The organism is Methanomassiliicoccales archaeon, assembly GCA_036504055.1.
GTDB lineage: Archaea > Thermoplasmatota > Thermoplasmata > Methanomassiliicoccales > UBA472 > DASXVU01.
In genome coordinates this window covers 1-22,019 of sequence record DASXVU010000016.1, presented here as the reverse complement: position 1 = coordinate 22,019, position 22,019 = coordinate 1, and the positions used below count along the sequence as shown (strand labels likewise).

The 22,019-nt window shown below is 56.0% G+C and carries 23 protein-coding genes; 8 read left to right on the top strand and 15 right to left on the bottom strand.

The window, feature by feature from the left end; translation table 11 throughout:
- Positions 1–72 precede the first annotated feature (72 nt).
- The 6 genes from VGK23_04035 to nadX form a co-directional block, all read right to left on the bottom strand.
- Positions 73–1,305 (bottom strand): M48 family metalloprotease, encoded by a 1,233-nt coding sequence (locus VGK23_04035; GenBank protein HEY3419701.1) that lies wholly within the window; start codon positions 1,303–1,305, stop codon positions 73–75.
- 62 nt (positions 1,306–1,367) lie between these two features.
- Entirely contained in the window at positions 1,368–1,769 is a 402-nt protein-coding gene (locus tag VGK23_04030; GenBank protein ID HEY3419700.1) for a BlaI/MecI/CopY family transcriptional regulator, read from the bottom strand.
- 60 nt (positions 1,770–1,829) lie between these two features.
- On the bottom strand, positions 1,830–3,191 hold the full coding sequence (locus tag VGK23_04025) for a TldD/PmbA family protein (GenBank protein ID HEY3419699.1): 1,362 nt from the start codon (positions 3,189–3,191) through the stop codon (positions 1,830–1,832).
- On the bottom strand, positions 3,192–4,568 hold the full coding sequence (locus VGK23_04020) for a TldD/PmbA family protein (GenBank protein HEY3419698.1): 1,377 nt from the start codon (positions 4,566–4,568) through the stop codon (positions 3,192–3,194).
- Positions 4,569–5,657: an aminopeptidase P family protein gene (locus VGK23_04015; protein HEY3419697.1), complete on the bottom strand. Its 1,089-nt coding sequence runs from the start codon at positions 5,655–5,657 to the stop codon at positions 4,569–4,571.
- Positions 5,658–5,715: 58 nt separating this feature from the next.
- Positions 5,716–6,534: an aspartate dehydrogenase gene (nadX, locus tag VGK23_04010; GenBank protein ID HEY3419696.1), complete on the bottom strand. Its 819-nt coding sequence runs from the start codon at positions 6,532–6,534 to the stop codon at positions 5,716–5,718.
- Positions 6,535–6,716: 182 nt separating this feature from the next.
- On the opposite strand from nadX, the gene VGK23_04005 reads away from it, so the two are divergent.
- Both VGK23_04005 and mvaD read left to right on the top strand, forming a co-directional pair.
- Positions 6,717–7,121 (top strand): archease, encoded by a 405-nt coding sequence (locus VGK23_04005; GenBank protein HEY3419695.1) that lies wholly within the window; start codon positions 6,717–6,719, stop codon positions 7,119–7,121.
- Position 7,122: 1 nt separating this feature from the next.
- The gene (gene mvaD, locus VGK23_04000; GenBank protein ID HEY3419694.1) at positions 7,123–8,091 is read left to right on the top strand and encodes a diphosphomevalonate decarboxylase; all 969 of its coding nucleotides are present in this window, start codon (positions 7,123–7,125) and stop codon (positions 8,089–8,091) included.
- Here the strand turns inward: mvaD and VGK23_03995 are convergent, their stop codons facing one another.
- Positions 8,092–8,607 (bottom strand): GNAT family N-acetyltransferase, encoded by a 516-nt coding sequence (locus VGK23_03995; GenBank protein ID HEY3419693.1) that lies wholly within the window; start codon positions 8,605–8,607, stop codon positions 8,092–8,094. It abuts the gene before it with no gap.
- Positions 8,608–8,673: 66 nt separating this feature from the next.
- Between VGK23_03995 and VGK23_03990 the strand changes: the two genes are divergently transcribed.
- The 5 genes from VGK23_03990 to VGK23_03970 all read left to right on the top strand — a co-directional run bounded on the left by VGK23_03990 (position 8,674) and on the right by VGK23_03970 (position 13,710).
- Positions 8,674–9,639, top strand: coding sequence for a PfkB family carbohydrate kinase (locus tag VGK23_03990; GenBank protein ID HEY3419692.1), 966 nt, complete (start codon positions 8,674–8,676; stop codon positions 9,637–9,639).
- A 74-nt stretch (positions 9,640–9,713) separates the two neighbouring features.
- The gene (locus VGK23_03985; protein ID HEY3419691.1) at positions 9,714–10,835 is read left to right on the top strand and encodes a hypothetical protein; all 1,122 of its coding nucleotides are present in this window, start codon (positions 9,714–9,716) and stop codon (positions 10,833–10,835) included.
- A 144-nt stretch (positions 10,836–10,979) separates the two neighbouring features.
- On the top strand, positions 10,980–12,986 hold the full coding sequence (locus VGK23_03980) for a hydantoinase/oxoprolinase family protein (GenBank protein HEY3419690.1): 2,007 nt from the start codon (positions 10,980–10,982) through the stop codon (positions 12,984–12,986).
- Positions 12,983–13,330 carry a putative zinc-binding protein gene (locus VGK23_03975; GenBank protein ID HEY3419689.1) on the top strand — a complete coding sequence of 116 codons (348 nt, stop codon included), beginning with the start codon at positions 12,983–12,985 and terminating at the stop codon, positions 13,328–13,330. The genes VGK23_03980 and VGK23_03975 overlap by 4 nt, the downstream gene beginning before the upstream one ends.
- Positions 13,327–13,710, top strand: a complete 384-nt coding sequence (locus VGK23_03970) for a putative zinc-binding protein (protein ID HEY3419688.1) — start codon at positions 13,327–13,329, stop codon at positions 13,708–13,710. The genes VGK23_03975 and VGK23_03970 overlap by 4 nt, the downstream gene beginning before the upstream one ends.
- Positions 13,711–13,759: 49 nt before the next feature.
- On the opposite strand, the gene VGK23_03965 is transcribed toward VGK23_03970, so the two are convergent.
- The 8 genes from VGK23_03965 to VGK23_03930 all read right to left on the bottom strand — a co-directional run bounded on the left by VGK23_03965 (position 13,760) and on the right by VGK23_03930 (position 20,691).
- The gene (locus tag VGK23_03965) at positions 13,760–15,157 is read right to left on the bottom strand and encodes a hypothetical protein (GenBank protein ID HEY3419687.1); all 1,398 of its coding nucleotides are present in this window, start codon (positions 15,155–15,157) and stop codon (positions 13,760–13,762) included.
- A 326-nt stretch (positions 15,158–15,483) separates the two neighbouring features.
- Positions 15,484–15,657 (bottom strand): hypothetical protein, encoded by a 174-nt coding sequence (locus tag VGK23_03960; protein ID HEY3419686.1) that lies wholly within the window; start codon positions 15,655–15,657, stop codon positions 15,484–15,486.
- 135 nt (positions 15,658–15,792) lie between these two features.
- Positions 15,793–17,076, bottom strand: a complete 1,284-nt coding sequence (locus VGK23_03955) for a PQQ-binding-like beta-propeller repeat protein (protein HEY3419685.1) — start codon at positions 17,074–17,076, stop codon at positions 15,793–15,795.
- Between the two features lie 293 nt (positions 17,077–17,369).
- Entirely contained in the window at positions 17,370–17,684 is a 315-nt protein-coding gene (locus tag VGK23_03950; protein ID HEY3419684.1) for a hypothetical protein, read from the bottom strand.
- A gap of 5 nt (positions 17,685–17,689) precedes the next feature.
- Positions 17,690–18,151: a hypothetical protein gene (locus tag VGK23_03945; protein ID HEY3419683.1), complete on the bottom strand. Its 462-nt coding sequence runs from the start codon at positions 18,149–18,151 to the stop codon at positions 17,690–17,692.
- An 11-nt stretch (positions 18,152–18,162) separates the two neighbouring features.
- Entirely contained in the window at positions 18,163–18,831 is a 669-nt protein-coding gene (locus VGK23_03940; GenBank protein ID HEY3419682.1) for a molybdopterin-guanine dinucleotide biosynthesis protein MobB, read from the bottom strand.
- Between the two features lie 107 nt (positions 18,832–18,938).
- Complete coding sequence (locus VGK23_03935) at positions 18,939–20,051, bottom strand: uroporphyrinogen decarboxylase family protein (protein HEY3419681.1); 1,113 nt, start codon at positions 20,049–20,051, stop codon at positions 18,939–18,941.
- A gap of 1 nt (position 20,052) precedes the next feature.
- Entirely contained in the window at positions 20,053–20,691 is a 639-nt protein-coding gene (locus VGK23_03930) for a corrinoid protein (protein ID HEY3419680.1), read from the bottom strand.
- Positions 20,692–21,029: 338 nt separating this feature from the next.
- Here VGK23_03930 and VGK23_03925 point away from each other — a divergent pair.
- Positions 21,030–22,019 (top strand): FAD-dependent oxidoreductase (locus VGK23_03925; GenBank protein HEY3419679.1); only part of this gene is annotated, 990 nt, incomplete at its 3' end.

Here is a 22,019-nt window from a genome sequence, read left to right as displayed (position 1 = left end):
GGCACCTTCCTATGGTCAGGACAATTGATACTGTGCTATTTATTAGTTACTAGTAACGATAGTAGCAACGAATTATCTTGAGAAGTTGCCAAACTGGGCCAGCGAGCGCTCGGCCTGGTTCCCCGGCCACCGTGGGGGAAGGAAGGTGAAATCTTTAGAAAGGCCTTCATGGAGCACCATGCTGGCATTGCCGGGGAATGCATGATCCATCACGTGACGCTCATCCGCGCCTAGTAAATTCATTCCCAACGACGATCCTTGGATCAATATGTCACGGGTATCCATAAAAACGGTCAGCAGGACCCCGGACAATGCGATCACACACAACAAAGTCATGCAAACCATCATACGACTGGCCTTGCGCTCCCGGTTCGGACGGCTGATGGATTCGAGCCTCTTTTCCTCGGCTGGGTGTGTGGCCAGCATGTTGCGCGGAAATAACGGAAGCAGCCCCACCAGCCTAAGGTTGCTCATCGATGCCATTCCCTCGATCAAGCTTGTGGTTTCGGCCGCCTTTCTCAATGCGCTCCGGAGCGCTTCACGGGACCTCTTGGTGGGGGTCGATCCGTCATCCGCCAAGTGCTCCCTTTCCCGGAGCGTAGCGGTATAGGAAAGATAGGCTATCGGATTGAAGAACGACATGGCTATGAGCCCGACCATCGCTGACCGAAATAGCGTATCCCGGTTCTTAAGATGCATCAATTCATGGTCTATCGCCACCGTCAGCTCCTCCTGGTCAAATGTCTCCAGCATGCCCAGGCTGAAGACCAGGACGGCCGACCGTCCGTGGCCGCCGACGAAGGCGTTCGGGCGAAGATCTTCCATGAGCCCGATGTGTGGCATCTCTATGCCGAACCGCTTGCAGCGCTTGGCTACCATGCCGATCGCTTTTGGGAAATCCTCCTCGGAGAGCGGTATGAATCCCCTCCTCGTTGCGAAGCGGTTTAGGATGAGGCACAGCACCAGCAATGATATGCCCAACGAGATACCGGACACGCATAGCGACCCGGTGACCGAGAGCACTGACTGTGTGACCGGAGGGAGGGGATGGGGTTGCATCAGGCTCATCGGATTCGGCGGGAATGGCATCGAGGGCAGGTTCCTCTCCACCAGTAGTATGTCCAATCGTGGTTGGTACAGCAAATAGACGAACATCGGGGAAAGCATCGGTAGTGCGAACAGATAGGACCTCAGTCGGTGGTCCCCGATCCTGGTGAATCGGACCGTCAAGTTGACCGCAATGTAAAGTGCCAGGCTCAGGACCAAGGAGTAATAGAAATATGGTTGGAAGAACTGCAGGGTCATCCAGTTCTGAACATCCGTGGCATTTCCCCCTGTCCATCCCGATGCATTCGATCCCTATCCCATCATTTCTTCGCCACTTCATCGGTGAAGCAACTGGCGACCATGCCTTTGCCGAACTTGTTCACCAGGCTGCCGATGATCTCTCGGACGGCGTGTGAGTTGAACTCGTCCTTGCTCATCCTTGGCCAATACTTGTAAAGCAGCCCGCCCTTTCCGCGCTCAATCGTTCGCTCGAGGTAGCCCTTCTCGTGCAGACGGTCCATGGTCGACATGACCGTGGTATAAGCGATCTTGCCCTTCTCGTTCAGGACCTTGTAGCAATCCCTTACGGTGATAGGGTAGCTTTCGAAGCTCCAGACCGCCTGCAGCACCCTTGCCTCCAAGGGCCCGAGGAACGATTCCAGGTCGGCTGCGTTCAGGTTGTATTGGGGGATTTCGTAGGGCTTATCTTCCATTGGGACCATTTGGTACTATAGCGGATAGTAGTAATAAAGGTTAGGCCGGAACGTGACGGCGTTCGAAGCTCATTTCGATCCGATGATCTCCATTCCTTCGAACGCCACGGATGGCAATATGCCGGAACGGATGACGGTGGTATCGTTCGCCACATCCCTCACATTCTTCAGCGCGTCGTACATGTTGCCAGCCACCAAGGCGTGGTTGACCGTCCCGGTGATAGCGCCCTTCTCGATCCTATAGGCACAGCGGATCTCCAACCCGAACGCTCCGGTGATCCCACTGGCATCGGCGGAGGCCAAGCGCCCTATCATCAATCCCTCGTCGATCCCGGCTATGACCTGCTCCAGGCTCTTCGTACCGGGCTTCACCACCAGGTTGACCGGGTCGATATCGATGCCGTTGCGGTACAAGTTCTGGGAATCCATTGGGGAGCGACGTATGCCATTGCCGGTGGGTTTGACGCCTCCCTTCTGCGCATTGTACGAATCGTACAGGAACGTCTTCAGCACGCCCCGGTCGATCAGGACCTTGCGGCTGGTGCGGACCCCTTCGTCATCGTATCCGCAGGACAGCATGCCCTTCGGATCGAAGGGGTCATCGACCATGGTGATGCCCGGGGACGCGACCTCCTTGCCAGCCATCTCCGCCCAGGCGGAGCGGTGCCGGTGAACGTTCTCCGCACTGATGGAATATGAGACGGTCGAGTGGAGGAGCTCCTGCAGCTCGATCGGCGGGATGATGACCGTCATCCTCTTCTCCCCTTCGAAGGGCACGGCCTTCATCGAGTCGATGGCGCCCTGGCCCAGCTGTTTGCCGAACTCGGCGGTGTCAAGACCGGACAGGTGGGGCGAGAAGAAGCTGCGCACCCCCTCCCCAGGATCCTTCCCTTCCGTCATGGAGGTGAAATGGGCATATATCATGGTATTGCGGTTCTCCGTCTCCACTCCGTTCGTGTTCACCAGCATCGACTGGATGGCCGCGACCCGGATCATTCCGCTGGGCACCTTTACCTTGCCGGCGTCCGAGGCGGAGGCCACGATTTTCTTGGCCAGGTCGGTGATGGTATCGGCATCCATCGCGGAAACGGCCTTGTCGTAAACGTTCGGCGATTCCGCCCCTTTGTCGGAAACAGGGAAGCTTTTGAATGCCGGGTCAGGCTGGGACATCCCGGCCAGCTTCACCGCTTTCACCGCACAGCTCTCCGAATCCCGTATGTTCGAGTAGGTGGACGAGGCCTGACCGACCTTCCTGGCCCGGATCACCCGAACTGACAGGCCCTGGTCCGCCTTCTCTTCGACGTTCTTGATGCAGTTGTCATCCACATAGACCGACAGCGTCCGGGAACGTACCGCGAACACCTCGGCATCGTTCACTCCTTCCGACAAAGCGGTCTTGATCGCCTTCTTCATGATCGGTTCGAGCTGCATTCAACCGCCTCCCAGGGTTATCTTGGAACGGCAATATGGCCCTCCCGAGGAGACCGGTACGAAGTCCTCAATGCCTTTGCCGCAGGTGCCGCCATCGAACAGCACCTCCTTTCCCACCGAATCGGTGGTCTTCAGTATCTCCAGGGCGTTGCCGGTGAGGGTGAAGGAGCGGAGCATGTCCGTCACTTTCCCGTTCTCGATCAGGAAACCGCGCAAGGCCTTGGCCTCGAAACCGCCGGCCACCGGGTCCTCCATGCCGCTGATCATGTGGTCGGTCAGCACCCCGTACTTCACGTCCTCCAGCATCTCTTCCAAGGTGGCGTCGCCCTTATCGAAGAAGGTGTTGGTCATCCTGACCCAGACCCGGTGCCCGAAATCCTGGGCACGGCCGTTACCGGTCGGTTCGACCCCCATCTCGGCCGCCGTCTCCAAGCTGTGCATGTATCCCTGGTAGACGCCATCCTTGATGATTGTGGTCCGGGATGAGGGAGTGCCCTCGTCATCGAAAGGAATGGATCCGTGGGCGCCGGCGATGGTGCCATCATCCACCATGGTGATCAGGGGACTGGCGACCTTCTTGCCGACCACGCTGCTTAGGAAGGACCTTTTCTTTACCACTTCGTCGGCCTCGGAAGCGTGCCCCATGACCTCATGCGCCAGCAATCCAGATATCATCGGGTCGCTGATGACCGTTTGAAGACCGGACGGAGCCTTCTTCGCCTTGAGCATCTTGACCGCCTCCTCGGCAGCGCGCCTGCCGAAATCCATGATGTCCACCTCCTTGACCATCTCGAATCCCTTGGTGCCATCGATAAGGTCGAAATAGTACTCGGTCCGGTCGCCCTCGTGAGCCACTGGCTGGGCGAACACACGGGCCCGGACCTCCTCCCATTGCAGGGAATCCCCGAACGAGGAGACCAGCAGGTTGCTCTTGACCTCTTCGCGGTAGACCGAGTTGACATTGACCACGCGATCGTCTATCTTCTGCGCCCGGTCCAGGTCCTTCATGACCGCGACCTTCTCCTCGATCGGGACCTTGGAGGGATGAAGCTTGACATTTGCATTGACCTTGGACCGGTTGGCCTTCCGGTCCGGGATCCTCTTGCCCTTGGCGGTGCCATGCTTGGCGTTCACGACCGAACGGTTGCCTGCATCTATGATCGACTCGTTGCCCAGGTCGACGGTCGAAGCATAGCCCCACGAACCATTGAACCGGGAGCGGAGGACCACTCCCTCGAGACGGCCATTATCGATCATCCGCACGCTTCCGTCGACCATGGCTATGAACGTCCGGTCAATGGCCTGGTGGCGGGCATCGCAGAACTCTGCGCCCTGGTCCTGCATGGAGCGGACCGCCTTGGCAAGTATGTCTTCCATTCAGATCACCATGAACTCTTTCTTGGCGGTGGTGAGGACCTCGCATCCGTTCTTGGTCACCCGTATGTCGTCCTCGATCCTGACACCGCCCTTCCCCGGAAGATAGATGCCAGGCTCGACCGTCATCACCATGTTCTCCTCCAATATGATCTCCGATGTGGGCGAGAACCTTCCGCCGTCATGTACCGACAGTCCTATCCCATGACCAAGCGAATGGATGAAGCGCCCCTTGTACCGCGTGGAATCGATAATGCGCCGAGCGACCGCATCGACATCCTTTGCCCGGGCACCGGCATGGACCGCGTCTATGGCCTCCAGCTGTGACTGCAATACGATATCGTAGATCTCCTTCTGCCAGTCCTCGGCCTTGCCGAAGACGAAAGTCCTGGTGACGTCGGAGCCATATTTGTTGTACAATGCGCCGTAGTCGAACAGGACGGTGTCCCCCTTCTTCAGCCTGCTGTCGTCCGGCTCATGGTGCGGCTCGGCACTGTTCGGGCCCCAGGAGGCATTGGTGGTGAACGACGTTGCCGAAGCGCCCAACTTCATCATGCGGTATCCGACCTCGGCCGCCGCCTCGAACTCTGGCATCCCTTCCTTGACGATGGAGGGCAGTTCCTCGCCGATCCGTGAGGCTATCTGGCAGGCTTTCCTTAGCCGCCCTATCTCGTCCTGGTCCTTTACCAGACGGGAGGCCGCGATGGCATATGAGACGTCAACGATCTCCGCCTTAGGGGCGGCATTCTTGATATCCATGTAGTTAGCGTAGGTCAATCCATTCCCGTTGATGCCTATCTTCTTGGCATGGCCGAACGAATCCTTCATCCGGTTCGACCTGTCTTCGGCCCCTTGGAACACCGAGACCTCAGCCTTGGAACGCCTGGCGCTGGTTTCCTCCAATTGACTGGAAATCATCCTGACCTTTCCATCTGGGTCGACCACGGTGACGCAGCCCTCGAAAAGCCCGGCCTCGGTGCCGGCGGCATAGGAGAACGCCATGTCCAGGTTCGGCTCGTCGCCGTTTATGAGCACGATGGCATCGATCTCTTCCTTTAGCTTGCTGAATATCCGCTTTCCCCTTTCTGTCATTGCGAAACCCTTCTTCCGATGATACCCGGTCAAGGACCAGGCAGGATCAATGTGACCCTCAGACCCCGATCCAGACATTTCCGGCGATGCGCTTTATCGCAGCAATTGCCGATAGCGCTGCGAGGTATGAAGTGGCAGGATTTGAGGGAAATGGCACGTTGTCGGTCTCGGCATCGATCTCCCCGAAAACGCCTTTGACGATCAGGCGGTGCGAGTTGCAGTCGCATGTAGGGTCGCAGATGAGCGTCACCATGGTCTTGTCCAGACCGAGCCCTAGCAGAGCTATGGTCGCTGAGACGTTGACGTTCTTGGGGAAATGGACCACCGCTTCGCGGGCCGGTCCATGGTAGATGACGGTCTTCTCGGTGAGAGTATCGACGTCGATGCCGATCTCCTTCAGATAGGGGACGTCCTTGAAACTTTTCGGACCTTTTGTACTGTGAAGTTCGACCGAATCGATGCGGTCGGCCGATGCCGAGTGCAGTCCATCGGTACCGCAGACCGCTCCAGATGGAACGTATAGGCGCCCTCCCTTTCTCTTGGCCAGTCCAAAGCATTTCTCCCGGAACCCGTCGTCGGCGAACGCTCCGACGCTCATCACCAGCACATCGTTCCCATGCCCTAGGATAAGCGGAACATAGTGTTTGACCGCGTCCTGACTGGCCGCCTCGACCACCAGGTTGACGTTCTTCAGATGGGCCCGGACGCTCTCATCGGTGGATGAAATGAACTTAGCCTTGCTGAAGCCCTTGACACACTTCATGGCGCGTTCCTCGTTCTTGTCCGTGATGTAGAACGAGTCCACTTCTGGCATGTCGTCGATCGCCTTTGCCAATGCCGCGCCTATGGCTCCGCTTCCGATGATGAGGAGACGCATGGTCTCCACCATTGTATCGCGGGCATATAACGGTGACGCATCAACTTGCGTCGGAACGAGAGGGCCAGAGGACCTTTGGACCTGAGAGGGTCGACAATTTCATAGTCACAGCTGGGTGGAAATGATGTGCCGAGGATGTCGCCTGGCAAGCTATATTATCGGTGGAATGCCTACGAGCGCCGATGAGATACGAACAGCTGGAGCACACCGCCGATGTCATGATCAAGGCATACGGCAGGACATTGGAGGAGTGTTACGGCAATGCGGCCTATGCCCTGTTCAACACCATGGTCGATGCCACAACGATCGATCCGACGCAGGAGATCGACATAGTCCAGGAAGGGCATGACTATGAATCCCTTCTTTACAACTTCCTCTCGGAGTTCTTGTACGTGCACGATGTGACCCGACTGGTCCTGTGCGAGTTCGATGTTACCATTGACGGTTTCAAAATCAAGTGCAAGGCCAGGGGCGAGAGGCTCGACCTGGAGAAGCACCAGCCGAAGACCGAGATCAAGGCGATCACATACCATATGCTGAAGGTGGACCTGGATGAACCTTCCGTGACGGTGATATTCGATATATGAGGTGAGTTACACGAAGGCATCGGCGACGGCGTATCCGATCCAGGGACTGATAAAATACCATGGACTCAAGGATGAACAGCTCCGCATACCCTATCACGATTCGATCTCCGTTTGCACAGCGCCATTGATGAGCCACACCACGATCGAGTTCGGATACGATGAGGATACCTGTGCCTACGACGGCAAAATGGCCTCCCCTCGTGAATCGCAGAGGATCCTGGATGTGGTCAACCCGATGCGGGAGCTGGCGGGAGAGAGGACCGGGTTCAGGATGGTCTCCCAGAACAATTTCAGGTCGAACATCGGTCTGGGAGCGAGCGCATCCGGGTTCGCCGCCTTGGCCCTTGCGGCATCTTCGGCGCTCGGTCTCGGGCTCAGCCTGGAGAGCGTCTCACGTTTCGCACGTCGGGGTGCCGGTTCGGCATCCAGGGCGGTGACCGGTGGGTTCTCGATCTGGTATGCCGGAACGAACGACCAGGGCAGCTATTCTGCCCGGATCGCTTCTTCGAAGGACTTGGACATGGGCATCGTAGCGGCGCTGGTGCCGGCCTACAAATCCACTGAGGACGCGCACCGTTCGGTGGTGACCTCGCCATTCTTCAAGGCCCGACTGGAGTATGTCAAGGACGCCATCCCTCAGATGAAGGAGGCCATACGTTCGAGGAACTTCGAGCAGATAGGGAAGCTGGCGGAGCTGGATACGCTCCTACTGCACGGCATCACCATGACCGGGGTGGACGAACTGTTCCTCTGGAGGCCGGATACGGTAAGCATCATACTGGAGGTGAAGAAGATGCGGTCGGAGGGTCTGCAGTGCTACTTCTCCATCGACACCGGCGCCACCGTCTACGTCAATTCCAGATTGGAGGACACAAACGAAGTGGCCAAGAGGATCGCCGGGCTCGGCATAGAAGTGATGAAATGCCATGTCGGAGATGAGGCCCGGATAGTGAACGATCATCTATTCTAATCACAGCATCAGCTGCATGAAGGTCACGTCCAGCCTGCGATTGAACTTCAGTTCGACCTCCCTCAGGTGGCCGACCTCCTGAAAGCCGAAACACTCATGCAGCCGTATGCTGGCCAACTGCTCCGATGAGATGACCCCCATTAGGCTATGGAAACCGGATTCCCGTGCTTTCTTTATCAATGCCTCCAGGAGCATTTTGCCGATCCCCTTGTGGAGCATGTCGTGCTTAACGTAAATGGAATCCTCAGCGGTGGGCCAATAGGCATGACGCCGATGATACCTGGAAAGCGAACCCCACCCAACCACCTGTCCTTCCCATTCGGCCACAATGACCACGTACTTTCCGGTATGCTCGGAGAACCACTGTTCCCTGCCCTCCCTCGGCTCCGGCTCGGTCTGGGCCGTACATGTCGAGTTCAGCACGTAGTAATTGTAAATGTCGTTGATCGCCTCGATATCCGATCCTTTGGCATCGCGAATGTGCACGTTCATCCTTATCACGAATGTCAACCGCATCAATGAATATTTGTTTCGCTCCTCAGTACATACATTAATTGGCCATTGCAACGTTCGGGTGGACGGATGAAGGACATCGTCGGAGTGGGTTCACTCAACCAGGACCTGATTTACGAGGTCGAGGGGCTCGAGATAGCGGGCAGGTCCTTCATACCGGGCGGCGAGGTCATCGGGACCGCCGAACAGTTCCGGTCCGTTCTCGAAGAAGTGGAAAGGGAAGGGCACCTGTTGCAGAAGAGCGGGGGCGGTTCGGCCGCCAACGCTGTCTACTCGATGTCCCGGATGGGATTCTGCGCCGGCTTCATCGGCACCGTCGGCAACGACAGTGAAGGGGATTTCCTGATCGACTCCATGGGCAAGGTCGATTGCTCCCATGTGAAGAGGGCGGAAGCCACCGGCGCCTGCATATCGCTGGTCGCAGAAACGGACCGATCACTGATACTGCTGCCCAACGCCAATGACAGCCTTACCGTCACCAAGGACGACATGGACTTTGCGAATGACTCCTCCATCGTCCACCTCTCATCGTTCGTGGGCGATCCGGCCCTAAAGGAACAGATCGAGTTGGTGCGATCGCTCAATAGTGACGTGCTCATCTCCTTCGACCCGGGCGAGGTGTATGCCAAGAAAGGTCTGGACGCGATCCATCCGATCATCGAGCGTTCCAACATCATTTTCCTGAACGAAAGGGAACTGCGATCGCTCACCGGACAGAACGGAGTGGCGGGGGCCGGGGACCTGATGCGGATGGGGCCGAAGACGGTGGTACTAAAGATGGGCTCGGCGGGTTCGACCTTGTTCTCGGGTGGCGGCAACCATTTTATCCCTGCCAAGAGAGTAAAGGTGATGGACAAGACCGGCGCGGGCGACGTATACGCCTCGGGCTTCCTCGCGGGAGTGCTCCGCGGATGGGGCTTGGAGGATTGCGCCGAGTTCGCCACCAAAGCCGCGGCAGCGAGCATCGCCGCGGCGGGACGGGATGGATATCCCGACAGAATGATGCTTGAAAAGTTCGAAAGGGGAGAGCTATGATACGGAGCGTGACCACGAACGGCCGCGTCCGGAAGGTGCGGATCATCGCCGCCTTCATCCTCGAGGTGTAAGACATGGAATTTGATGGACTGGAAGAGATGATGCCCTTCGACGGGAAGATATTCGTCACCGACTGCGAGGGCCCGATCACCAAGAACGATATCGCCCGAGAGATGTGCTTCGAGTTCATCGAGAACGGGGAGAAGCTCTACACCATCCTCTCCCAGTATGATGACATACTGGCAAACATATTCAAAAAGGACGGTTACAAATCCGGGGACAAGATAAGGCTCCTTTTGCCCTTCCTTAAGGCATATGGCGCCACTGACACCAAACTGGTGGAATACTCACGCAACCATCTCCAGCTCATCGCCGGGGCGGACAAGACCATGAGGTTCGTACAGGAGATCATGTCCCCCTTCATGGTGTCCTCATCATACGAACACTATGTCAGCGCGGTCTGCGACCAGATAGGGTTCCCGTTCGAGAACGCCTTCTGCACCAAGTTCTCTTTGGACACGGTGCGTATGGACACCTGGGAATCGGAATCGCTCCATAGGATGGCACAGGATATCGTCAAGATGCCGATCCTGGAGGTCGCGCGCACGGCGCGGAGCGTACGGGACCTGCCGCAGGACACCAGGCGGACGGTGCAGAAAATGGACCAGATGTTCTGGAACGAAATGACCGACATGCAGAGCTATCAGCTCATGATGGACACTCAGACCATCGGGGATGAGGAGAAGGCATCATCGGTCGTCGAGGTATGCAAGAAGATGGGCGTTCCGCTGGAGGACTGCATGTATGTGGGCGACAGCGGCACCGACGCCAGGGCATTGCATCTCGTGAGGAAGGGCGGCGGTCTGGCGATCTCCTTCAATGGGAGCAAACAGGCGGTCAGGGAATCGGACATAGCTGTGATGTCCACGAACACTATCGTCACCTCGATGCTGGCGGAGGCCTTCTACCGCACCGGCCGCGACGCGGTCCTGGACCTGGTGGACAACTGGAGCGTGGAGGGATTGCGCACCTCCGGTCTAGTGCATGAATACCTGCAGAGGGAGCTGATCCGAGTCTATCCGGGCGAGCTTCCGCGGGTGAGGAGGGTGTCTCCATCCGACCTCAACGAGATAGCCGAACAGAGCTCAAGGTTCAGGAAGGGGCTTCGGGGCGACGCGGTCGGTAACCTTGGATGAACGGGTTGACCGCACAAGGATCTGATGGCTAGTCTGTGGATGTATGGACCATCCAGATGAATAAATCGAACCCTTTAAAAACCGTGACCGCCGTACCGACCTATCTTCTGATCTGTTCTAACGATTCATGAGACGGGTGAAATGATGAACTTAGGCCTGGGAATAGACACTGGCGGCACGTACACTGATTCTGCGATCATCGACCTGAACACGGGAAAGGTCGTGGTCAAGGCAAAAGCGCTCACCACCAGGAACGACCTTTCCATCGGGATCTCCAACTCCATCGCCAAGCTGGATGTGGAATACAAGGACATCCGGCTGGTCTCGGTGTCTTCGACATTGGCCACCAACTCGGTCGTCGAAGGTAAGGGATGCCGGGTGGCCCTCATCGTGGCCGGGAACGAGTATTCCAGATCGATACCCGTCGACGATGTGCTGGAGATGGCCGGAGGTCATACGCTCAACGGAGAGGCGAAGGCATCGCTGGACATGGCCAAGGTGGAAGCGTTCGTCCGCAGCGTATTGGGCAAGGTGGACGGCTTCGCGGTCTCTTCATACCTCAGTGTCAGGAACCCAGAGCATGAGATCGCCATCAAGGATCTGATCGGCCGGATGACCGACCACCCTGTGGTATGCGGCAACGAGCTGTCATCCAAACTGGGCTTCCATGAAAGGACCATCACGGCGGTCCTGAACGCCAAGCTGATCCCGATCATAGCAGAGCTTGTGGCATCGGTCAAAAAGGTCCTGGCGGACAAACAGATCGATGCCCCGCTGATGATCGTCAAGGGAGACGGTTCCCTGATGGGGGAGGACATGGCGAAGGAGAAGCCGGTAGAGACCGTCCTGTCCGGTCCGGCAGCTTCGCTCATTGGGGCTAAGTTCCTCACCCGGGAGAACAATGCGGTGGTCATCGACGTCGGCGGGACCACCACCGACATCGGGATATTGAGGGATGGCCGGCCCCGTCTCGATCCAGAAGGTGCCATGATCGGTGGCTGGAGGACCAGGGTCAAAGCGGCGGATATCTCCACCTCAGGGATCGGAGGAGATAGCCGGATAGTGGTGGCCAACGGCAAGATCGTTCTTACACCGTTAAGAGTGGTGCCGCTATGCATAGCCTCGTCGATCTATCCCTCCATCAAGCAGAAGCTGAAGGCAATGGTCACGGAGAAGGTCCGCCCTCAGGCCGGGCACGTGGCTGTGGAAAACGTCATCCAAGTGACGGAGTTCTTCGTCTTTTCCAAGGATGTCCCGAACATCTCCCTGTCCAATGAGGAGGGCCTGTTCGTGGAGAAGGTCAAGGAGGAGCCGAGGGGAATCTATGAGGTCGGCGCCATGACCAACGTGCATCCCTTCTCGTTCAACGTACGAAAACTGGAGGAGCTCGGCATGATCCAGAGGATAGGTCTGACCCCTACGGATGTGCTTCATGCGGACGGATCGTACATCGAGTACGATGCCGAGGCCTCCGCGATCGGTGTGGCCATCCAGGCGTCCAACATGGAGATGGAGCTGCACCAGTTCTGCTCGGAGGTCAAGAGAGCAGTGATCAACAAGATCTCCAATGAGCTGCTGCGCAAGCTGGTCTACGAGGAGACTGGCAAGGTGCCGCGCTGCGATGTGTGCAACGATCTGTTCAACAAGTTCATCACCCATGAGTCCGGGAAGGACTACTCGGTCAGGCTGACCCTGCACAAGCCGATCATCGGCATAGGCGCACCGGTGGGAGCTTACCTGCCGGCCGTAGCGGACAACTTCGGGACCAGGCTCCTATTGCTAGAGCACTCTGAGGTCGGCAACGCGGTAGGTGCCATAACCGGTTCCATCCTGGAATCGGTGGAAGTGCTCATCCGGCCGAAGCCGGGGGTCTCGGCCATGGATAACCCGCCATGCTCCCTGCACTCATCGGCGGAGAAGAAGGATTTTCCTTCGGTGACCGATGCTTCTGCCTATGCCGTGGAATGGGCCACCGGGATCGCCCGGACCAGGGCCCTGGAGGCCGGTGCGGACGAGGTGGAGATAGTGGTGGACAAGGACGAGAGGATCGGCCACCTGGGTAAAAGCTGGGGAGGAGGGATCCTGCTGGAATCGCGTATCGTGGTGTCGGCGGTGGGAAAGCCCAGGCTGTTCTTCGAGGCGAAGAGATGAGCGAGACGGTCGACATCGTCATCTGCTCCGGATACAGCCCCGGCGCACGGGTGCTCAGGGCGGCGGTCCGGGACATCTCCAAAAGGAGGCCCATCAGGGTGGTGACGGTCGCGCCAGCCCTGGCCCAGCTGCCCAAAGCGGTCGAGGACATGAACGGCCTCAGGGACCGGAAGGTCATAGTGGTGGACGGTTGCGAAGGACTATGCGGCCTGCAGGTCCTGATGCAGTTCGGTGTCATGCCCAAGGGCAAGATGATGATGGGGCCGTTCTTCCAGGTCAATGAGGAAGGGATCGTCAGGACCGCCAAGCAGATCGAGACGCTGATGGATGAGGTGCTGCAATGAGGAAGGGCGTGGTCGTGTGCGGCGCCAATGGCGAGAGAGGGGTCTTCATGGAGAAGGCCATGGAAAGGTTCTCCAAATGGAACCTGGCAAATGGAAAATCGCTTCAGTTCTCGGTGTGCACTGTCGGTCTCAGCCCGATCATGATGTCGATGAGCGGAGTGGAAATTGACAAGCTCACCGCAGTGAACGGATGCCGCAACAAATGCTGCGACCGCATCATGGAAAGGAACGGGATGAAGATCGCCACCTCGGTCATCCTGGACGACTGCACAGAAAAGAATCTTGGTCCGTGCGAGTATGCCTCGGTTTTCGATTTCCCTGAACCGAGCGACGAAGAATTAGAACGATTTGTCGAGGCGATCAAGAAAGCGATCGGCTAATCCCTCGAACGTCCCGGAATGATCGGATCCCTGATGGAATGGCGGGCCCTCAGGGTGTCCCTCTCTCTTTTGCGGACCAGCGATCCAATATCCATATCCCTGCCGTGAGAACGACCAGCAGGTCAAGCGCCACCAGCCCGACCATGTATATCATGTTGGTGGACATGGAAGGCTTGTGGATGGCGGTGAACCCATCGTTGGCATACACTATTATCGTGCCATCTGAACTGAGGTGAAGCGACCTGATGGTCCCGCTGTCCAGGTCGAACTGCCAATCGGTTGAACCGGTTGCCCCTATCTGCCTTATCCCGATCCCGTCGTACAGAAGAAGGCCGCCCCCATATGGACCGAACACGGCCCATCCTGACGAGTCAGCGATGTGCGCTTCCCCATCCGGTCCGACCGCCCAGACCTTGTCGTTGCCGCTGAGGAAGACGGTGTCGCCGCTGACGATGATCCCGCCGGTGAACGTGCCGGAGAAATCCGTCCTATAAAGGAGACTGCTATTGCTGGTGTTATAAGCGCACAACGTGGTGAAATGATGCAGACCCCCAGAGGAATCGATCTCGACAGAATGGTGCTCGAGATAATACACGATCGACCCTTCGCCTTGGACTGGGGCGTTCAGATCGCTGTAGGATGATGACCACACTATCTCAAGATGTTCGGATATGCCAAGGACGCTGCCGGTCATATCGCTGAAATTGTATGAGCTGAAGGTGAGGGTCCCGTTGACTGCGATATCAAAAGAATTGCGCAGATCGGCCCTGAACCCTGGGATCTCCAATCGGCCATCGACAGTGCCGTTCGGTGATATCCGGATAAGCTCCTCACCAACGATCTCCTCCCCATTTCCGAGCTGGGGATGACCGGAGTTCAATGATGAGGCATTTGTGATGACATGAGCAATCAATACCGTGCCATCGGAGTAGATGACCGGTAAACCGATGGCCCCGTTGTCCGCCGTAAAGGCCCATCTATCGAAACCTGACCCGTCGACGCAAAGGACCGAACGGCCCGAGGGACCGAACAGATATACGTTCCCATCGAGACCTGGCAATCCGTAGGTTGAACTGACGGGATTGATGGGCGTCTCATTTACCCAGGGGTCAGGTCGGGTCCATTCGACCGATCCATTGCGATCCAAGCAGGTGAACGTGATACCGCCCTCGTTCTCGGCAAAACAGATGTGCCCATCCCGCGCCATGAGCATATGGATCTCAGAGTAAGTATGAATCCATTCGACCGATCCGTCAGGACCGATGCACCGGATCTCCTTATCGTTCTGATCGTTGATTATCGCCGAATCGTTGATCCATTGGACACCGTCGGTCGTTGTTCCCAGACCGGTCTGCTTCCACAGCACATCCATGCCGCCGGTCGTTCTCTCCTTCTGCAGGAGCATAGCAAAGCCAATGCTAGAAAGGACCACGAAAATCCCCACCATCAATGCAACAGCCCACAACCTCTCTTTATGTCTGATCTTCTCCATATTCTTCCCAATAAAGGAGGAACGAGGCCGTTATTTATTCTGAGGACATCTTAATATCGCGGCTGATAACCATTAAGAAAACCTACCATCATGATCAGGGCAAGGTTGATACCTTGAGCCGATAACGGATCATTCTTCTGTCTATCACAAAATTATCGCCAAGGCATATCCTGACATGATGGTAAAGAAGACAAAATGCAGTTGGTGTGAATACTGCGAGCGGATCGTTAAAGATCATCCATTCAAATATTAGGTTGGTTTGAGTCAATTATGCGAATGGATCAGCCGTGACCGTAGCTCATTTCCTGCAGAAATCCCCATAATCCCAGTAGTAGCCATAAGAAGAAACCTGTGATGACCGCAGCGAAAACAAGATACAAAATGCCTCTTCCATGATCCCTTGCTTCTTCCTCATCCAGCTCTTCTCCCGAAAATGTCTCCTCATCCTCAATCATGTTAAGGTCATCGGCCGGTCCGATAGAATCGCGGGCGCAAAGGGATTCGTTCACGGGATTGATTTGATGAGTTACCAACATTATTTAGTTTTCTAGGTGTGCTCGGAACGGAAATGCTTACCTGAATAGGGAATCTCAGGGTCCATGCCTTTCCTCGGGCAGCCTGTGGTCCATAAGCCACAATCCGCAGGTTAGTATAACGAGAATGTCGATTGATATTAGGGCGACGATGTAGACCATGGTGGTTGAGACCTGCGGTTTATGAACGGCCGATATTCCGACATCCGTTATCAGATAAATCGTGCTATCCGTTCCGACGTGGACGGATTTGATGGTGCCTTCTTCAAGATCGTATTGCCATTCAGGTGAGCCTTGGTCATCGATCAGTTTGATCGATGAGCTACCATACAATAATAACCCGTTGCCGTAGGTATCGAATGCCTGCCATCCAGCAGCGCCGAGCGCAAAATTTGCCTGTCCCTCCTGATCCACTGCCCAGAATGAACCGGCCCTATCCTCTACGTAGACCGTCCCAGAGTTGACATCTACCCAGTAAAAGGATATTCCCTGAAAATCTGTCTTGAACAAGAGCGTTCCATCGCTGGCATTGTAGGCGCCAAGGGTTGCGATGCTGTATGTATTTCCATTATCCCCGACCACGCCAGTATTGTTGATCTTGTATGTCACCGACCCGATGGTTTTGCCTCGATCCTCCATATTTGAGGTTTTCAAGGACCAGTTGTGCTGAAGGTCTTCTGTCATGCCCATGTAGTGATAGGTCGTGAAGTTCATGACGTCTTCGAAATAGGCAACGATGGTCCCATTGCTTTCCTGTTCATAAAGCCTGAAGGCATTGAATGCGTTCGAGGGAAGGCTCAGCCTTCCGAGAATATTCCCGTCCGATGACACTGAGATCAATTCTTGCTTGACGATAATGATTCCTGGCGGGGTGACATTCAGGTCATAGATATCCTGTCTGAGGATTGCGGTTCCGTCACTGCAAATGCCCCAAACGATTAGGCCCGAATCACTGGTTTGAATCCATCTCTCGTTGCCTTTCTCGTCGAGACACGTCACGGTGCATGTTGAATGATTGGTGTCCATTTGCATAAAACCGGCCTGCAAATAGTAATTTCCATCTTCCCCTCGGAATACGTTGCTTTGGGCCGAGACCGCTTTGCTCCATGCTACGGTTCCATTCACCCCCAAACATACCAGGATCTGGGTATCATTTCTATGATCAATGAAGCAAAAGTAGCTATTATCACGGGCAAACATGCTCAGAGGATCGGAATAGAAATAGCTCCATCTTGAATTGCCATCCTTGCCGATCGATTTCAATTGATGCGCTCTCTCATCCTGAACGATCAGAGTGTCGTTCAATTGGCATATGAACGACCCGTCGCTATTGAGATCCATCCTCCACTTAAGATCCATCCCGCCGGTTGATGATTGTTTGCCATTAAGGATAGAACCAGCCAATATGGATACGATCATGACAATGGCAAGTAGCGAGGCAACAGCCCAGAACTTGCGCCTTCGATTCATCCTCCCCAAGCGAATCCCTTTTAATGGAAGTACCATGGCGTATACTTAACCATAGAGTAGGATTTTCCGAAAATATCATTACCGCCAATGTCAGATAAATGAAAAGCCTAACACGACCTGCTCAGGCCAGATGTTCGAATTGGGAACTGATGTGCGATGGTGTCCTACCTTGACTTCTTCCATCCATTCTCGTCATAATAATCGGTGACGACCTTGTTCATATGGGTGGCGACCGCCCTCTCCTTGTATGGATTGGCGATGTGCGGCATCTCCTTCAGGTAGAACTCGGTGTCGCATTTGGCGCATCGGACCTTGGGACAGTTGCGCAGTGCCTCGGCACACCCCCTGCAGGCAAAGGTCCTGGCATAGGTCAGGGAGAACTCGAACCCACACTTGGGACACTTCACCTTGCGGATCGAGTCCATGGTGTTGTTGGAAAAGCCCTTCTGCCGCATCGCCTCGTAGTATCTTTCTGTCATTGAGTTCACCCCTTCACGTGATGATGAGCGATCGACTTCTCGACCTCGTAATAATCCTTGATGACTTCGAACTTGACCCCTTCCTCGGCCATCACCTTCTCGATCATCTCCATAGATGAGTGACGGACGTCCGGGTCCCATAGCCCATGCACGATGACGTGGATCGTCAGATCGGCGTCTGATACCGGTCCGGTGAGCCCGTTGCTCAGCTGGGTCCCGATCGAGAAATCCACCAGGCTGGCACCGAGCGTTCCGCCACTCGTAGGTTCGAGGAATGCCTTTACATGCCCGATGAGGTCCGCCCCGTCCCTCATGCACTCCTCGGTGATCTGTACCAATAGATGGTCCAGGAACTTCCCGGCCTGCTCGGGGTCGATCGGGTCCTTCATATGCACCTTCATATGGATCGAGAATTTGCCCAGCTCGTCGGCCGCCCGGTGCATCTCCAGATGTAGCTCTTCGTCCATGGGTTCACCGCTCACTTCGTCCCGTAGGACTTGCGCAGTATCTCCTTCTCGCTCGCCTCATCATAACGCGGGGATATCCTGGTCTCCATGATCGTAGCGATCTCTTTTACGCCCTGCAGCGTCCTTCCGGAACCGTATAGGATCTCAGCAGTGGGGTTGATGCTCTTCACCAGGTCCACCGCCTTCTTGATCTTCTCCGGCGTGGAGGCATCGACCTTGTTGATGAGAACGACATCAGCCTCGCGTATCTGGGTCTCGACCAGTCTGCGGACCGACTCCATTAGCACATCGATCCTGACCGAATCGACCAGAGTAAGGACCGGCGTATGCTCGATCTTGCCTTCCATCTCTTCTTCGGAGTATTCGGCGGCCCGTTTAAGGCCCCATGGTATGGCCACACCAGACGGCTCGACGATGATGATGTCCGGTTTGAAGGTGTTATACAAAGTCGCGACTGTCGTGGCGAAACTGCCGGCTATCTGGCAGCATATGCATCCGCCGGATATCTCCTTGGCCTTCAACCCGTACGACTCGATGAACTTCGCGTCCACGTTGATATCGCCGACATCGTTCACGATGATGGCGATCCGGTGGCCTCGAGAGACCAGCTCCTTTGCCACTTCGATAAGGAATGTGGTCTTGCCGCTGCCTAGGAAACCTGCGATCTGTGCAATCTTCATTGGCTCACCGATGGCTGTGCTGTCCTAATACGGCTGTCATCTGAAATACGTTTCTGAATTTCTAAATCCCGCAAAAGAAAGAATGGAAATGGAAAGAGTTTGCAGCTTCAGGCGTTTTCCTTGGCGCAGGTGACCTGGCCATACTGCTTCACGGTGTCAACGCACATCTTGATGTTCTCAAGCTTGGTGGTGACAGTGGGCGGAACCTCGCAACCGGAAGATATTACATATCTTGAGTGCAGACCCCTCTCGCACAGGGCTGTCTTTACCTCCTGGATCAGGTTCATAGAGGTCTTCTGCATCTTTTCCGGCGTGCCTCTTACGAAAAGCTGAGGGTCAATATCCCCCGCCAGCAGCGTCCCGTCCGCGTATCCTTTGGCAATGGCCTCTTTGGGTGAGGGGCTTCCTGGGATCAGGGGATAGTACGCCATCGAAAATATCGCTGGCTTCATCTTCTTGACCTGGGTGTCCAGGTGCGGCAGGTCTGCGCAGTTGTGGATGCAGCTTGCGATGCCGAGCTCCGAGGTGTGCGCGTTCAGCTTGAGGGCGTACTTGTCATTGCCCTCGAACTCCTCATATTCCTTGTCTCCCAGGCAGGAGTAGCTTCCCCACAGATAGTCCCAGACCAGTCCGGCGCAACCGGTCTCCTTGAAGCCGTCGATCAGCCTCATGTCGAACTCGGTTAACTTGGTCAGCGCCTTGTGTATCGCGCTGCGGTGGTTGTACATGTCCATGAAGACCTTCTCGGCGCCGGTCGCTTGCGTTAATGCCAGAAGCGGGCCTTCAATGAATCCCGCGCATATCACCTGGCTCTTCAGCTCATCGGTGAATAGCTTGGTGCCTTCCAGGAGCACACCGCTGCGGCCCTTGTGAACATCCGGGACCTCGAACGTCTCATAGTCTTCCACGGTCTTGAACGCCGGTTCTGTGACGAACGGGGTGTTCTGGTCGTCCATCCTCACGGTGGCTCCCAGATCTCCAGCCATGACCGACAGGTCCATCAGGCCGATGGCCCAGTCGAAGTCGAAGTACTTCTGTCCCTGTATGAACCCGGCCGCATACTTCTTCGGGTCTGAGGCCCAGTCGCGGTAGGTCATCTTGCCGTCGCCGACGGTTCTGCGGCACACGCCCATTGCCAGCGGATATGACGACAGACGGTCGACCGGCTGGTCCTGAAGGGCGGCGACCGCCCGTTCGATGTGATTCATCGTGTCAGCCATCTTACAAAGCCCCCTTGATCTTGATCACTGCCTCCTGGGCGTTGACCGCATGTAGGTCGGCGCCGATGTCGTCAGCGAATTCCTGTGAGGTTGGGGCCCCGCCAATGATCGTCTTGACGTTCATCCTGATGCCCGCCTCTACCAGACCATCCATGACCGCCTTCATGCCGTCCATCGTGGGGGTCATGAGAGTGCTCATGGCGACGACCTGCGACTTGGTCTCCTTGGTCTTTTCCACGAACGTTTCTGGAGGGACATCGCGGCCCAGGTCGTGGACTTCGAAGCCAGCAGCGGTGCACATCGTCTTGACGATGTTCTTGCCGATATCGTGGACATCTCCCTCGACGACGCCGATTATGACTCCGATCCTCTTGTCTGCATCCTCCTTCGGTATGTGCGGCAAAAGGATGTCCAGAGCACCGTACATCGAATCCGCCGCAAGCAGAACTTGGGGCAGGTAGAATTCATGGGCAGCATACTTGTCGCCTACGATGTTCATTCCTTTGATGAGCCCGTGGTCGATCGCGTCCAGAGCCTTGACACCCGCCGCCATCGCATCCTTGGCATGCTGAATGGCCTCTTGCTTCTTCCCGGCCACTACGGCCTTTTCCAGTCCTGCTAGAATCTCTTCCTTGCGCATGATACTCCTCCCTAAGATCGTCGTTAAGCTAGAATTCGACGATTTCTGCACATCATTCCGGTGGAACAGTATTATAGATTGTTACGGATGGTCTATCCATCCATCGGGGTATGTTAAGACTGGCCAGATCCAAATGACCGTTCGAGACGATCCTAAGTTCATTTTTGATGGGGTCCATCCAACAAAGGTTCGCAACGCGACAAAACCGTAGATAGATATGATACATACCCACGATCCCTTCATCCTTCTCGGATCTCTATCAGCACATCATGCCATTGGCAAAAGAATTATACCGCCGGGGGGACAATTGAAACGGATAGGAGCAGTTGATCATTCCTATGTCGGACCTCATCCATACCCATGATATCGTGATAATCGGAGGCGGTCTGACCGGGCTAATGGCGGCCGTTTCATCCGCCGATCATGAAAAGGACGTCGCCGTCGTATCCAAAGTGCACCCGCTAAGGTCCCATTCTGTCGCCGCGCAGGGAGGGATCAACGCCGCCCTCGGTAATAACCTTTCAAAAGGGATGGACAGCTGGGAGACACATTCGCTGGACACCGTCAAAGGGGCGGATTATCTGGCTGACCAAGATGCCGTCTCTATCCTTTGTCAGAACGCGCCTCATGCGGTCCTGGAGATGGAGCACATGGGAACGGTGTTCTCCAGGAACGAGAAGGGGTTGATCGCCCAACGACCCTTCGGGGGAGCTGGCTTCCCTCGAACGTGCTACGCAGCAGACCGGACCGGGCATAACCTCCTCCATACACTGTACGAGCAATGCATGACCAGGAAGATCGCCTTCTACGATGAGATGTTCGTCACCAGTCTTGTCAGGACGAAAGGAAGATGCACCGGTTGCGTGGCGTTGAACATCGCCACTGGCGACATTGAGGGCTTCTCCTCGAGATCCTTACTACTAGCGACCGGCGGCTATGGGAGGATCTATGCACATTCCACGAACGCCCACATCAACACCGGGGACGGGGCGGCGATGGCCCTTCAGGCGGGATTGCCTCTTAAGGACATGGAGTTCGTCCAGTTCCATCCCACCACATTGTTCGGTACCAATATGCTGATAACCGAGGGGGCCAGAGGAGAAGGCGGCACTCTAAGGAATGCGGCCGGGGAGAGGTTCATGACCCGGTACGCAGAGCATTCCATGGAACTTGCCCCTAGGGACATCGTGGCCCGGGCGATACAAATGGAAATAGATCAAGGGCGGGGCCGGGTGGGTGGCTTCGTTGACCTGGACCTGACCCAACTGGGAGAGGAGAAGATCTCGTCCAGACTGCCTGGCATAAGACGCATTTCGATGGATTTCGCC

What these genes read in the sequence shown, in the direction of transcription:
- VGK23_04005 (HEY3419695.1), top strand. Translation starts at nt 6,717, where the DNA reads ATGAGATACGAACAGCTGGAGCACACCGCCGATGTCATGATCAAGGCA.
- VGK23_03970 (HEY3419688.1), top strand. Translation starts at nt 13,327, where the DNA reads ATGAGGAAGGGCGTGGTCGTGTGCGGCGCCAATGGCGAGAGAGGGGTC.
- VGK23_03950 (HEY3419684.1), bottom strand. Translation starts at nt 17,684, where the DNA reads ATGACAGAAAGATACTACGAGGCGATGCGGCAGAAGGGCTTTTCCAAC.
- VGK23_03965 (HEY3419687.1), bottom strand. Translation starts at nt 15,157, where the DNA reads ATGGTGGGGATTTTCGTGGTCCTTTCTAGCATTGGCTTTGCTATGCTC.
- VGK23_03960 (HEY3419686.1), bottom strand. Translation starts at nt 15,657, where the DNA reads ATGATTGAGGATGAGGAGACATTTTCGGGAGAAGAGCTGGATGAGGAA.
- VGK23_03955 (HEY3419685.1), bottom strand. Translation starts at nt 17,076, where the DNA reads ATGGATCTCAATAGCGACGGGTCGTTCATATGCCAATTGAACGACACT.
- VGK23_03980 (HEY3419690.1), top strand. Translation starts at nt 10,980, where the DNA reads ATGAACTTAGGCCTGGGAATAGACACTGGCGGCACGTACACTGATTCT.
- VGK23_04015 (HEY3419697.1), bottom strand. Translation starts at nt 5,657, where the DNA reads ATGACAGAAAGGGGAAAGCGGATATTCAGCAAGCTAAAGGAAGAGATC.
- VGK23_03940 (HEY3419682.1), bottom strand. Translation starts at nt 18,831, where the DNA reads ATGAAGATTGCACAGATCGCAGGTTTCCTAGGCAGCGGCAAGACCACA.
- nadX (HEY3419696.1), bottom strand. Translation starts at nt 6,534, where the DNA reads ATGCGTCTCCTCATCATCGGAAGCGGAGCCATAGGCGCGGCATTGGCA.
- VGK23_04025 (HEY3419699.1), bottom strand. Translation starts at nt 3,191, where the DNA reads ATGCAGCTCGAACCGATCATGAAGAAGGCGATCAAGACCGCTTTGTCG.
- VGK23_03995 (HEY3419693.1), bottom strand. Translation starts at nt 8,607, where the DNA reads ATGCGGTTGACATTCGTGATAAGGATGAACGTGCACATTCGCGATGCC.
- VGK23_04030 (HEY3419700.1), bottom strand. Translation starts at nt 1,769, where the DNA reads ATGGTCCCAATGGAAGATAAGCCCTACGAAATCCCCCAATACAACCTG.
- VGK23_03930 (HEY3419680.1), bottom strand. Translation starts at nt 20,691, where the DNA reads ATGCGCAAGGAAGAGATTCTAGCAGGACTGGAAAAGGCCGTAGTGGCC.
- VGK23_04020 (HEY3419698.1), bottom strand. Translation starts at nt 4,568, where the DNA reads ATGGAAGACATACTTGCCAAGGCGGTCCGCTCCATGCAGGACCAGGGC.
- VGK23_03975 (HEY3419689.1), top strand. Translation starts at nt 12,983, where the DNA reads ATGAGCGAGACGGTCGACATCGTCATCTGCTCCGGATACAGCCCCGGC.
- VGK23_03945 (HEY3419683.1), bottom strand. Translation starts at nt 18,151, where the DNA reads ATGGACGAAGAGCTACATCTGGAGATGCACCGGGCGGCCGACGAGCTG.
- VGK23_03990 (HEY3419692.1), top strand. Translation starts at nt 8,674, where the DNA reads ATGAAGGACATCGTCGGAGTGGGTTCACTCAACCAGGACCTGATTTAC.
- VGK23_04035 (HEY3419701.1), bottom strand. Translation starts at nt 1,305, where the DNA reads ATGACCCTGCAGTTCTTCCAACCATATTTCTATTACTCCTTGGTCCTG.
- VGK23_03935 (HEY3419681.1), bottom strand. Translation starts at nt 20,051, where the DNA reads ATGGCTGACACGATGAATCACATCGAACGGGCGGTCGCCGCCCTTCAG.
- VGK23_03985 (HEY3419691.1), top strand. Translation starts at nt 9,714, where the DNA reads ATGGAATTTGATGGACTGGAAGAGATGATGCCCTTCGACGGGAAGATA.